Genomic DNA, 11,457 nt, shown 5'->3' with positions numbered 1-11,457 from the left:
GGCAATTTTTATTTTTCTGCCTGCCCAAAGGCCTGTTGATTTCCGCTCCAGTTGCTTCGCTTTCCGCGGGCGTGCCGGGGAGCCTCCTCAGCGCTTAAGCGCCTGCGGGGTCTCCCCGGCCCCGTACTCCCGCAGGAGTCTTCGCACCTTCCGCTCCAATCAACAGGGGGAATGAACCTGGAGATTGCCACACACTTTTTCAAACCTGGCTAAGTGCGTGGCAATCTTTTTCATGTTTTGGCATGCTGCGGTAAGTAACACTTGCTCACTCGCATTTTGCAATCCCCGTAACCTACAATAGCGAAGCCCATGCAGTTCTTTTGAATCTGCGAAGCTTCGCTCTACTTTTTCTTTTCTAAATTTATATAGTATTTTACCTGACTTTGAAAGTCTGTTAAGTCGAACCTTTTCCTTATGTTCCTCCCAAACATGTCTGGTAACTACTTTTGTTTTATTTTGAGATTTTGTACACTCAGGCAGGAGTGGGCAGTTAGTACACTTTTTAGGATCTGACTTATATTCCCGATAACCTTCTCTTGTAGTTGTACGATATTGTAACTCCTGACCATTTGGACAAACATACAAATCTCTATCTTTGTCATATGTAAACTTCCATTTAGGAAATAACCCTTTTGTTGATTGATATCTTCTGTGAGCGATAACTCCAAAAATATTGCGTTCATTAAGTCCTTTACAAATCGGATTTGTCAGGTAACCCGAATCAAGTGCCACAGCTTCTACTTTAAATCCAAAACGTTCGACCTGACGGTCTAACCGTGAAAGATAGGGGACGGAATCGTGAACATTTCCTGGTGTAACATACGCATCAGTTATGATGTTGAACTTCATGTCGGTAGTTCGATGATCAAGATAACAGAACATCTCCTGTTTATTCTCTCGTGACATAAACCCGCATTCAGGATCAGTTGTGCTCAGTCGTATTTCCTTTTTCTCGGTCACCTCCTCCTTTTCCTTTAAAGGCTTTTTTCCATGATCTCTCCTGTCTTCCTCAATAGCTTTGTTTAATTCTTCTACATATTCACGTGTTTCAACTTCCACTTCAACTCTAGAGAATTTATGTTTGTTTGCATTCGCTTTAAGGTGTGTGGAATCGGAAAATAAAACTCTTCCTCCAACCATCTTGTGGTTAATTGCTTTGAAGACAATCTCATCAAAAATTTCCTGAAATATATTTGTATCTTTAAAACGGGTTCGCCGATTCCAACTAATGGTGGAATGATGGGGAACTGTATCGTTTAGCTTTAATCCTAAGAACCATCGATAGGCCACATTCGTCTGAATTTCACGCTCTAATTGTCGTTCAGAACGAATGCCATAAAAATATCCGATAAACATCATCTTAAAGAGCTGTATAGGGTCCGAAGGACGCCCGTTATTTTCTGAATAAAAAGGACGGACCTTCTCACCAATAAAAGAAAAATCAATATACTTGTCCACCTTCCTTAATAGGTGATCTTGCGGTACTAAATCATCAATAAAAACAAATTCAGCTTCGTTTTGTATTTCTCTTTTTGGCTTATACATTCTATCCACCGTCCTGTTATTTATATGTATATTGTAGCATATTAACGCGGTGAATCATTAAAGTAATTACAAAAAATAATAGCTGTCGAGATTTTCTCGACAGCCTGAGTGGCAAATGCCACTTTTTGTTTTTTCAAGAATATAGGGCTATGCCCACCAAACCGGAAAGTAGAATGACATAAACTGGATTCCACCGAAGTTTTAATAAAGCAAATAGGGATAGTCCGAAGATGACGACTAAACTTAGCGAACGGAAGGACAGATCAATGGTAATCAGGTTATTGGCTAGTACAAATTTAATTGCAGCAAAGATAATTAAACTGGTTACTAACGGTTTTAAGCCATAAAACATTTTCTCAACCACTGGATTATGGTGCAATTTTAAGAAAAAGGCTGCAACACATATCACTAAGATTAGCGAAGGAAGTAAAATGGCAATTACCGAAACGAAAGCACCGCTAATTCCTGCTGCTGTATATCCTATTAAAATGGCACTATTAGAAGCAACGGGTCCAGGGGACATACCGGCAATCGCTATGATATTCGTTAATTGTTCTGAAGACATCCATCCGTATTCTGTTACTGCTGATTCAATAATAGGAATCATCGCATAACCACCGCCAAATGAGACAAAACCCATAATAAAAAAGGTTTGAAAAAGTTCCCACAACACCATTCCGTTCACCTCCTTATTGTTAAATTCCGGCACCCATATAATATTCAGGGTCATTGGCTGGGTCTTCTTCTTTACTATTCTTCATTTCTATCAAATAGCCTAATTTTTTCTTAATGGAAACGACGATTAATCCGGTGATCGCTCCTAGAAAGATGGCTATAATTGGATGGATGAAAAACAGAGCTGGAACTCCCGCAGCCATAATGAAAAATGTTGTCTTATCAAATATCGCTGTTTTTGCTATTTTAATGGCTGCATACACAATGATTGCTACAATCGTAACGCGTATAGATACAAAGGCTGCTTCTAGCTTGGGATTATCATCTAAGTAAAAATAGGAAACTCCTAAGACTAGAACGATTAAAAAGGTTGGCAGCGAAACACCTATCATGGCAGCTAAAGTTCCTCTTATCCCGCCAATTTTATACCCTATAAAGGTCGCTGAATTTACAGCAATAGCACCTGGCACTGTTTGAGATAAGGCAATAACATCCGTAATCTCTTCATTTGTTAACCATTTTCTCTTTTCTACTATCTCTTTTATGATTAAGGGAATCATCGCAAATCCCCCGCCAAACGTAACAGGACTAATCTTAAAAAACGTCCAAAAAATCTCAAATACCAACTTCCATTCAACACTCATAAAAATCCTTCTCTCCACAAAACTAAAGAAAGTGTGCTTTCTATGTATATTGCACCATATATAAAGGTACCAAAAGAAAGGAGATGGGTAAATGGCAACAAATGTAATTTGGTGAAGAAAGTTGGGTGAAGTAATTTGGTGACAGGCACCGCCCGTGGACACTGTCCGCCTCAGGCGGACAGTGAGGGGGAGGGGAGAGGGGAATGAATAAAAAATGTGAGCCGGAGGGGCTCACATTTTCTGAGGTTTAGGCTGTGATTTGTTTTTTGTTTGAAACCTCTTGGGTTGGTTTGAATTCGCCTTCTGTTTTGGAGATGACGACGGTGGCTACTCCGTTTCCGATGAGGTTTGTGATCGCGCGTGCTTCTGACATGAATCGGTCAACGCCTAGTATAAGCGCCATTCCTTCTACAGGTATAGAAGGGAATACCGCTAGAGTGGCTGCTAGTGTTACAAAACCTGATCCTGTTACGCCTGCCGCTCCTTTTGAAGTCAACATGAGTATGGCAAGAAGCGTGATTTGCTGCCAAATACTTAGATCCACTCCGTAGGCCTGAGCGATGAATAATGCTGCCATCGAGAGATAAATGGAAGTTCCATCAAGGTTAAAGGAATAACCTGTTGGGAGTACTAAACCTACCACAGGTTTTGAACAGCCGTATCTTTCGAGCTTTTCCATCATTTTTGGCAGCGCAGCTTCAGAGGATGAAGTTCCAACCACTATAAGGATTTCTTCTTTTATATAAGCAATGAATTTGAAGATATTGAAACCGAACAATTTAGCAATACCGCCAAGAACGAAAACAATGAATAATGCCATTGTAATATAAACTGAGCCCATTAATTTACCAAGATAGAATAATGATTCAACTCCAAATTCTCCAATCGTGTAGGCCATAGCACCAAATGCTGCATATGGAGAAACCTTCATAATGATATTAACGATTCCGAAGAACACTTCAGCGGTTTTTTCAAAAAACTCAAGAAGAGGTTTTCCCTTTTTACCTAAGTGGGCCAAAGAAGCTCCGAATAAGATAGCTAAGAGAAGTACGGGTAATAATTCTCCATTTGCAAAAGCGCCTATAAAGCTATCAGGGATGATTGATAAGATAAAATCCATAAATCCGTGACTTGTTTCGGCTGCCTTTTCTGTGTATTGGGAGATATCTCCCTTCCCAGTTTCTGCATCTATCCCTTTTCCAGCCTTAATAATATTAGCAACAATAATTCCTATGGCCAAAGCGATGGTGGATACGATTTCAAAATAAAGCAATGCCTTCCCGCCGATTTTTCCAACTTTCTTTAAATCCCCCATACCTGCGATTCCAATTACGATGGTCAGGAAGATGATTGGAGCAATCACCATTTTTACTAGTTTAATAAAAATATCTGCAATAATCTTGAGTTGTGAGCCAATCTCAGGAAAAACAAAGCCGACTGAAATACCAAGAAGAATTCCTAGGATTACCTGGGTAGTGAGACTCTTAAAATTAATCTTCATTCTACACTCCTCCTACTTTCGATTTTGAAAACGATATCATTTTATTGAATAATCAATATATTACAATTTTGTGAACGATTAAAATAGCTTATAATACTTTATAAATCGTTTTGTAATTAAAGTAAGTAGAAAGAGTCGTAAAAGTTTTTGATAGGAGGATAATGGAGGAAGCTGCTGCCATAGAAAAAGCTGCCTTGGGCAGCTCGTCTGAAAGATTATTGATCCTTTTTACTTGCTGAGTCCTGAATCGAAACATTCTTCGGCCGTTCTGGATAGCCATTCTTTCCCTCATCATCTGGACCAGTTAATTGGTTCCTTTGATTAAGAACCTTACCTGTAAATTCAATTGGTTTATTTTTTGGCATTTATTACACCTCCATGAATAGTATGGTTGAAAAGTAAATGACAAATTCAACAATGTTGAGTAGATTATATTTATAGGGTCAGAGGGGGGGAGAAGAGATGTCAGCACCAAAACATATTGTTTCTGCAGCAGCTATTGTCTTAAATGACAAGAATGAATTATTACTAATTAAAGGTCCGCGAAGAGGCTGGGAAATGCCTGGCGGTCAGGTAGAAGAAGGGGAATCCTTAACGGACGCTGTAGTAAGGGAGACAAAAGAAGAATCCGGGATCGACATTGAGGTAATTAAGTTTTGTGGAATTTTTCAAAATATAGAGGGTTCGATTTGTAACACATTATTTTTAGGGAAACCTATCGGAGGGGAATTAACAACCAGTCCGGAGAGTTTAGAAGTTGGTTTTTTCAAACTAGAAGAAGCATTGGAAATGGTCACCTGGAATAACTTTAGGCAGCGAATTGAGTATTGTTTAGATGAGAACATGCATCCTTTTTATGTTGGTTTTTAATTACACAGCTTTGTTAAATTTCATTGTTGATTATTAATTCCCCGGTTAAAAGGTTGATGAAAGACAAATTAGGAGAGTTCCCAGTGAGATTAGTCCTTCATAAGAATGATGAAGGACAAATCAGGTGAATTCCCAGTGAGATTAGTCCTTCATAAGCATGATGAAAGACAAATCAGGAGAATTCCCAGTGAGATTAGTCCTTCATAAGCATGATGAAAGACAAATCAGGAGAATTCCCAATGAGATTAGTCCTTCATAAAGTCAAGTCCTGAATATTGTGTAAAATCAAAAGCAATTGTTTTCAACTTCACTTTTGTTGATTATCTATCCAAACCCTTTCATTTTTTTTTGACGAAACTTCCATGGTTTTTTATCTACATATCCGGGGAGGGCTGTCAAAGGCTCTTCACTTTGACAGCCCTTCCTGGATATGTGATCATTCCATGATGGAAGTGGAGGCGAAAAATAAAAGTTTAATTAGTTATTAAGTAATGTCTTTCTTTTGGAGTAGACCTCCTGGTATTGCATGAGAACAGCACCTACCAATCGAAAGGCAGATTGAGTATTGGGAAAGATACGAATAACTTTCTCCCTTCTACGGACTTCTTGGTTTAAGCGTTCAAGTGAATTTGTACTTCGTATATGAGGGTGCATCTTCTCAGGAAAGTTTAGGTATTGAATGGCATCTTCGAAGCCTTCATCTAAAGTTTCCAAGGCTTTGGCATATTTAGCTTCATCCCCAAACTGGTTCATTAATTCATTCTTAAATCTACGGATATCCTCAATCGTAACAGCTTCAAAGACACGTTTAATCATGGAGCGTATCTCTACGGAATCTTTCTTGGAGAGCTTCCCTATTATGTTGCGTTTAAAATGTACCGTGCATCTTTGCCATGTAGTACCAATAAAATCGCGCTGTATTGCCTTTTGTAGCCCTAGATGAGCATCTGAGATGACCAGTTTGGGGGATTGAAGCCCACGGGATTTAAGCTGTTGGAAGAAACGACTCCAACTCTCGAAGTCTTCTGCATGATCCACACTAAGCCCAAGGATTTCACGTGTATTCTTCTCAGTAATGGCAGTCGCAATGTACACGGCTTTTGAGATAACCCGGTTGTGTTCCCGGACCTTAATATACATGGCATCCACAAAAACATAAGGATAATACATGACATTCAAAGGGCGTTTGTTCCAATCATTAATAATGGGGTCAAGCTTTTGGGTAAGGGAAGACACAAATGATTTCGATATATTTTCCCCACAGAGCTGCTCGACTATATGCGTGACTTTCCGAGTTGAAACACCGTTAATGACCATTTCTAGCATGGAGAGGACCAGGGCTTGGTCACAGCGAGCATACTTTTCGAAGACGGAAGTGGAAAACTCACCATTTCTGGTCCTTGGGACCTTTAGCTTTAGTTTGCCAATACCTAGGATCAATTCACGTTCATAGTAGCCATTTCGGTAGTCTCGGCGATCTGGAGACCGTTCATAAGCAGCCGCACGTAAATAATCGTCTCTCTCGTTTTCCATGACTTCATTAAGGACTAAGACAATCGCTGATTTAATCACCATATCTAGATTAGAATTGATAACGGATTCTTTTAAAAGGTCTAAATCTAGGTTAAACTGTAAGTGAGTCATTTTAATTCCTCTTTTCATTGTTTATCGTCGCTGAAAACAGTGTTGCCAAGAGTGAATAAAATGACTCTTTCTTTTTACACAATTATATGGACTTAATCCCTTCATAAGCACGATGAAAGACAAATCAGGAGAATTCCCAATGAGATTAGTCCTTCATACGAATTTCCGTGAGAAAAATCAACATCTTCCTATAACAGAGCCAATTAGCAAAAAAATACATATAACAAAAGCGGCCCCCATTCCAGGTGCCGCTTTGGCTTGAGAAATAAGTTATCTAGCCACTTTTTCTCGATTTTTTACTTTATAGATAATCGTTGCTAAAATATTGGCGAGGATGAAAATCATACTTGCCTGTACATTAGCATGTAACACTTGATCTTCAAATTTCATATTTTCCATCATTTCACTCTGACCAATACCCTTCTTCTCATTCGCTTTCCGCATCTTTTCCATTTGCTCAACATATCGATATTGAAAAGGTATTAAAATCAAAGATAATAGAATGTACCCGCCGACAAATATAAATAATACTTCGCTCATCTCGAATTCCTCCTTTTTAGTTTATCTATTACCCACCGAAAAATAAATCGAGGATATTGGAAGCCTTGGATGATTTCTTATTATAAAACTCGGAATACCCGCACTTTTTACAGAAGATAACGATAAACGTGTTGTGTTGAATATCGAATAATTTTGATAATCCAGTCCCAGTCATGGCAACTTCCTTTTGACCTGTATCTCTAGACCCGCATTTAATACATCCTTTTTCGCTCATTCCAATCCCTCCTGAGTTGAACCTTTCCATTTATTTACGTAATAGATCTTTAATATGTTTCATAATAATCAAATATTTTAGCTTGTACCCTCACATGAAAAAAGGTAAAATGCAATAAAACTAGAAAAGAGGGATGAACGTGGCATTTGATGTTTCAATGTTAGGTATGGGTTATTTCAGCCTTGAGGCTGCAGCGGTTGATAAAAGTCCAAGTGAAATGGTAATCACTGACGAAAAAGAGGAAACCTTCTACATAGTATCACGAGAAGTTTACGAAGATGGACCTAAGCAAGAAGGTTATAAAATCATCGTTAACGAAGGTGAGTAATAACATTTTCCTGTATAAAAAACTTGAAGTAGTTAATATCAAGTATGTGGAAGCCGTATCGAGAAGTCGATACGGCTTCATTCTTTCATTTTTAAGAAAGGATAAGATAATACTAATCCTAACAAATAAACAATGACTAAAAAGTAAACTGGGAGTAAATGAATAAAAGTTGTATATCCAATAAATAAATGTGTCCCAATCCCTGCGATAAACGCAGGTAAGGCTCCTGTAGCAAGGGTATTCCAAACCCAACTTTCCCCTTTTCTGAAACCCCACAAGGAAATCATTAGAACAAGCAGACCAACACTTATAAGGGCACTGCCAAACCCTGCCCGGTCATGTGCGATAACAGGAATCAAATTCTGACTAATACTCTCTAACATTTGCGGTGACATACACAAGAAGCTTAAGTCAGTTGACACAAAAACCTTGGATACACCAATTGTAGAAATGACAATACCGCCTACTACAATCATAAATCCTAAGATAATAAACATGAGTTGTCCATAAAGCCCGTATTTCCATGCTTTATCATTACTTCCATGAGCAGAATAGGGAGCACCAGTAATTCTTTTTCCTTCCCTAAAACTAAAATAGTATAGTGGCAATAAGATAAGCCAAAATAAACCATGCAGCCAATCAAAGTAACCGTATCCGATAGAAAGAAAAATACCAATAAATCCTATAATTGCTGCACTATGAAAAGCAATCTTTGCCCAATGCATGTCATACCTAATACCATGGCGCGCAAGCTGGATATACAAAATACCTCCTGATATCATGGTTCCAGCTAACGCCATCCTATCATGTGACATAAAAGATAAGATGAGTGGATTTACTTGTAAAATATCATCTCTTGTCAAACCAATAAAGTATTCATCATATGGGAGGATAATGCTCGTAAATGCAAAATATAACGCAATTATTCCTCCAATTAGGATGGAGAGACTAAACAGAAATGACCAGGCCCAGTTTTGCTTTTTAATGGGTTGGACTTTTTCATATAATAATCGTTCATGAATCCGCTTTGGTAACCCTGGACCGGCTTTAACATAGCCTTCTGATAGCAATAACAAGTCCGCACCTGCACGATCTAATGCACAAGCTTCCTCTGGAGTCTCCACCCCGCCACAGGTTATGACTAGTAGCTCGGGATGTTGATCTTTGACCTGCTTAACTCGATTAGCTAGGCATTCATTGGCATTAGGAGCTTCATGCCAGTAGCTATCCAAAGTTCTACGAGGAGCAGTTACGACTATTCCACCGATACCTGCAAGCTTTACTAGTTTTTCTATTTCTGTGTTGTTAACTTCATCAGATGAAAGTGATACATAAAAAGGACGCTGCAATGTTTTATCTACACAAGAATAAGCTTGTTGAGTGGTTCCGATAAAAGCGTCCACAAAAGGTGTTAAATGTTGCACGATTATGTCCCATTCATTTCTGTTTACCTGTTCATCTATCCTGGCAAATATAGGGATCCGAATGTTCTGGCTTGTTAACTTTTTTATCACTCGTTTGAGAGGAATCTTTTCTTGATGATCAACAGAAAACAGAATATGGCTATATTCTCTCCTGGGTTCTTTTTGTACTTTAGGTTCGTTCAGCACGATAGGTCCAATTTCTATAAATCCGAAGCCTAACTCTTGGAAGGCTTTAATGCCTGATAAATTAGGATCTATATTTCCGCTTAATCCAATGGGAGATGGGAATGTAGTATGGTTAACTTCCTTTTGAAATTCCTTTGGGGGTTTCATATGTCCTAAGAATCCAATAAATTTCCGTCCGCCAGGAATGGACGCAATGGTGCTCATGGATTTATGAATAAACTCTCGGCTTGATTTCGGTCTAAATTTATCGAGTACAAGCCTTTTTAATGGGTGATAAGACCAATCTGGCATTAACAACACCTACTAACCATGAATTTCTTGATTTTTGCGTATAATTTTAAAGTTCCTAATGTGATAATAATAACAAGCGGTATAGGAGTTGTAAAATTATGAAAACTCGCCCCGAAAACTAATCAAACGTTTGATTAAAATCTTTGATAAAAGAATACACCTCTAGGAAACCCTATACATAGGGAGGGGATACGCTAGAGATGTTTTCCACAAAAGGAGATGCTCATAAGGTTTTTCTGCGTTTGAGAAGTACGGTGCAAAATGGCGCTGCCGTCAAAGATATGAAGGAATATCAAGAAATTGAAGAAATTCAAACGCTTTATAAATCGCTTGACAGCAAGACTTTGCAATTGATTCATTACAGAATGATAAAAGAATACAACGGATCGGGAATAATACCTATATTGGTTTCCTCTGCGCCCTGGTTGTTACTCTTATTTTCAAAGCAATTATCTACTTATTTATTTCAAGAGGGAAAATGGCTGTGGGCTGGTTTTAGTATCATTTACATCATTGCGCTAGCTGCCAGTGTAATTATCCACTTTCGCGAAAAAGCATGGGCAGCTTTTCATATGGAAATCATTCAGGATATATTAAAAGAAAGAAAAGATGACAAGGGGAAATCGGACAGCTAAAGGCCCTTGTCATTTGCTTCCAGAATTAAACTTTTTTTATTCAATGATTATCTGATATAGTAGTCTTTGAGAAAGATAGGGGAGAGGAAGATTACATAATGAAATGTTTCTCAATCGATTTAGACGGTACTTTGTTAAATTCTGAACATGATATAACTGAAGCCAGCCTACAGACTATGAATGAATTACTAGAAGAAGGTCATTCTGTTATTTTGAACACAGGACGTGCTTATGGGGATGTCATTAAAATAAAAGCATTAGAAAATTTACAGATTCCAATTTTTTGTGTCAACGGAGCTGTTTTATTCTCGGAAACAAGAGAGCTGCTATATGAGGCAACTATACCGCAACAAACGTATAAAGAGATTTTCTCTATATTAAAGGGATTAGGTGTTGGAATTTTAGTTTATACCAATTATGGAGGATTTCCATCCACTTTACCACCGCTTCATAAAAAAAGCAAAGAAGAACTAAATGTTCTTTTTGAGGAATTCAACTATGATGAAATTCTTGAAAAAGATCAGTTGAAAATCTATAAATTAATCGCTTTAACACACCATGACGAATTAGAAAAGGTTGAAGAGGTTAAGAAGGCTCTTGAGGGTAAGTTTGATATTTCAATGGCTTCTTCATTTCCAAATAATGTAGAAATTACTTCAAATGAAGCACATAAAGGAAAAGCATTATTGCGCTACCAGAAAATGTTGAATCTAGATTTTGAAGAGATTATTGCTTTTGGTGATGGCGGTAATGACCTTGCGCAATTTGAGGTAGCAACCACATCTGTTGCAATGGCTAATGCACCGCTGAATGTTCAAGAAAAAGCAGACATCATTACCAAATCCAACGATGACGATGGATTTGCCTATGCGGTTCGTTATTTACTTAATAATGAAAAATAATCAAAAGCCCAAACTCCAGTAGGAATTTGGGCTTTTA

The 11,457-nt window shown here is 38.2% G+C and carries 14 protein-coding genes; 5 read left to right on the top strand and 9 right to left on the bottom strand.

The genetic code is table 11. The annotated features are described in order from the left end of the window. Positions 1-159: 159 nt before the first annotated feature. The 5 genes from QFZ31_RS18000 to QFZ31_RS17980 form a co-directional block, all read right to left on the bottom strand. Entirely contained in the window at positions 160-1,545 is a 1,386-nt protein-coding gene (locus tag QFZ31_RS18000) for an IS1182 family transposase (protein ID WP_307300242.1), read from the bottom strand. A 133-nt stretch (positions 1,546-1,678) separates the two neighbouring features. Then, on the bottom strand, positions 1,679-2,221 hold the full coding sequence (locus QFZ31_RS17995; RefSeq protein WP_179602910.1) for a chromate transporter: 543 nt from the start codon (positions 2,219-2,221) through the stop codon (positions 1,679-1,681). A 19-nt stretch (positions 2,222-2,240) separates the two neighbouring features. After that, positions 2,241-2,864 carry a chromate transporter gene (locus tag QFZ31_RS17990; RefSeq protein ID WP_307305314.1) on the bottom strand — a complete coding sequence of 208 codons (624 nt, stop codon included), beginning with the start codon at positions 2,862-2,864 and terminating at the stop codon, positions 2,241-2,243. A gap of 247 nt (positions 2,865-3,111) precedes the next feature. After that, positions 3,112-4,365: a dicarboxylate/amino acid:cation symporter gene (locus QFZ31_RS17985; RefSeq protein ID WP_307305313.1), complete on the bottom strand. Its 1,254-nt coding sequence runs from the start codon at positions 4,363-4,365 to the stop codon at positions 3,112-3,114. Positions 4,366-4,580: 215 nt separating this feature from the next. Next, entirely contained in the window at positions 4,581-4,730 is a 150-nt protein-coding gene (locus QFZ31_RS17980) for a hypothetical protein (RefSeq protein ID WP_307305310.1), read from the bottom strand. Positions 4,731-4,827: 97 nt separating this feature from the next. Between QFZ31_RS17980 and QFZ31_RS17975 the strand changes: the two genes are divergently transcribed. Beyond that, positions 4,828-5,235: an NUDIX hydrolase gene (locus QFZ31_RS17975; protein ID WP_307305307.1), complete on the top strand. Its 408-nt coding sequence runs from the start codon at positions 4,828-4,830 to the stop codon at positions 5,233-5,235. Positions 5,236-5,712: 477 nt separating this feature from the next. Here QFZ31_RS17975 and QFZ31_RS17970 read toward each other — a convergent pair whose 3' ends face one another. Next, on the bottom strand, positions 5,713-6,879 hold the full coding sequence (locus QFZ31_RS17970; RefSeq protein WP_307299872.1) for an IS256 family transposase: 1,167 nt from the start codon (positions 6,877-6,879) through the stop codon (positions 5,713-5,715). A gap of 139 nt (positions 6,880-7,018) precedes the next feature. Here QFZ31_RS17970 and QFZ31_RS17965 point away from each other — a divergent pair, with 139 nt between their 5' ends. Continuing rightward, positions 7,019-7,141, top strand: coding sequence for a hypothetical protein (locus QFZ31_RS17965; RefSeq protein WP_307305304.1), 123 nt, complete (start codon positions 7,019-7,021; stop codon positions 7,139-7,141). Positions 7,142-7,149: 8 nt separating this feature from the next. Here QFZ31_RS17965 and QFZ31_RS17960 read toward each other — a convergent pair whose 3' ends face one another. Both QFZ31_RS17960 and QFZ31_RS17955 read right to left on the bottom strand, forming a co-directional pair. Then, positions 7,150-7,419, bottom strand: coding sequence for a DUF3949 domain-containing protein (locus tag QFZ31_RS17960; protein WP_307305301.1), 270 nt, complete (start codon positions 7,417-7,419; stop codon positions 7,150-7,152). A gap of 28 nt (positions 7,420-7,447) precedes the next feature. Continuing rightward, the gene (locus tag QFZ31_RS17955; protein WP_307305298.1) at positions 7,448-7,654 is read right to left on the bottom strand and encodes a zinc ribbon domain-containing protein; all 207 of its coding nucleotides are present in this window, start codon (positions 7,652-7,654) and stop codon (positions 7,448-7,450) included. A gap of 139 nt (positions 7,655-7,793) precedes the next feature. Here QFZ31_RS17955 and QFZ31_RS17950 point away from each other — a divergent pair, with 139 nt between their 5' ends. After that, positions 7,794-7,982, top strand: coding sequence for a hypothetical protein (locus QFZ31_RS17950; RefSeq protein WP_179602902.1), 189 nt, complete (start codon positions 7,794-7,796; stop codon positions 7,980-7,982). 77 nt (positions 7,983-8,059) lie between these two features. Here QFZ31_RS17950 and QFZ31_RS17945 read toward each other — a convergent pair whose 3' ends face one another. Next, positions 8,060-9,883 (bottom strand): dihydroorotate dehydrogenase, encoded by a 1,824-nt coding sequence (locus tag QFZ31_RS17945; RefSeq protein WP_307305296.1) that lies wholly within the window; start codon positions 9,881-9,883, stop codon positions 8,060-8,062. A gap of 200 nt (positions 9,884-10,083) precedes the next feature. Here QFZ31_RS17945 and QFZ31_RS17940 point away from each other — a divergent pair, with 200 nt between their 5' ends. Together QFZ31_RS17940 and QFZ31_RS17935 are read left to right on the top strand one after the other, a co-directional pair. Next, entirely contained in the window at positions 10,084-10,518 is a 435-nt protein-coding gene (locus QFZ31_RS17940) for a hypothetical protein (protein WP_307305294.1), read from the top strand. A gap of 98 nt (positions 10,519-10,616) precedes the next feature. Next, positions 10,617-11,420 carry an HAD family hydrolase gene (locus QFZ31_RS17935; protein WP_307305291.1) on the top strand — a complete coding sequence of 268 codons (804 nt, stop codon included), beginning with the start codon at positions 10,617-10,619 and terminating at the stop codon, positions 11,418-11,420. Positions 11,421-11,457: the final 37 nt, after the last annotated feature.

The sequence above is a fragment of the Neobacillus niacini genome (assembly GCF_030817595.1).
Taxonomy (GTDB): Bacteria; Bacillota; Bacilli; order Bacillales; family Cytobacillaceae; genus Neobacillus; species Neobacillus niacini_G.
This window is presented reverse-complemented; position numbering and strand designations above follow the sequence as displayed.

Bases quoted from the DNA above. Each gene is read 5' to 3' on its own strand.
- QFZ31_RS18000 (WP_307300242.1), bottom strand. From the start codon at position 1,545: ATGTATAAGCCAAAAAGAGAAATACAAAACGAAGCTGAATTTGTTTTT.
- QFZ31_RS17995 (WP_179602910.1), bottom strand. From the start codon at position 2,221: ATGGTGTTGTGGGAACTTTTTCAAACCTTTTTTATTATGGGTTTTGTC.
- QFZ31_RS17990 (WP_307305314.1), bottom strand. From the start codon at position 2,864: ATGAGTGTTGAATGGAAGTTGGTATTTGAGATTTTTTGGACGTTTTTT.
- QFZ31_RS17985 (WP_307305313.1), bottom strand. From the start codon at position 4,365: ATGAAGATTAATTTTAAGAGTCTCACTACCCAGGTAATCCTAGGAATT.
- QFZ31_RS17980 (WP_307305310.1), bottom strand. From the start codon at position 4,730: ATGCCAAAAAATAAACCAATTGAATTTACAGGTAAGGTTCTTAATCAA.
- QFZ31_RS17975 (WP_307305307.1), top strand. From the start codon at position 4,828: ATGTCAGCACCAAAACATATTGTTTCTGCAGCAGCTATTGTCTTAAAT.
- QFZ31_RS17970 (WP_307299872.1), bottom strand. From the start codon at position 6,879: ATGACTCACTTACAGTTTAACCTAGATTTAGACCTTTTAAAAGAATCC.
- QFZ31_RS17965 (WP_307305304.1), top strand. From the start codon at position 7,019: ATGAGATTAGTCCTTCATACGAATTTCCGTGAGAAAAATCAACATCTT.
- QFZ31_RS17960 (WP_307305301.1), bottom strand. From the start codon at position 7,419: ATGAGCGAAGTATTATTTATATTTGTCGGCGGGTACATTCTATTATCT.
- QFZ31_RS17955 (WP_307305298.1), bottom strand. From the start codon at position 7,654: ATGAGCGAAAAAGGATGTATTAAATGCGGGTCTAGAGATACAGGTCAA.
- QFZ31_RS17945 (WP_307305296.1), bottom strand. From the start codon at position 9,883: ATGCCAGATTGGTCTTATCACCCATTAAAAAGGCTTGTACTCGATAAA.
- QFZ31_RS17940 (WP_307305294.1), top strand. From the start codon at position 10,084: ATGTTTTCCACAAAAGGAGATGCTCATAAGGTTTTTCTGCGTTTGAGA.
- QFZ31_RS17935 (WP_307305291.1), top strand. From the start codon at position 10,617: ATGAAATGTTTCTCAATCGATTTAGACGGTACTTTGTTAAATTCTGAA.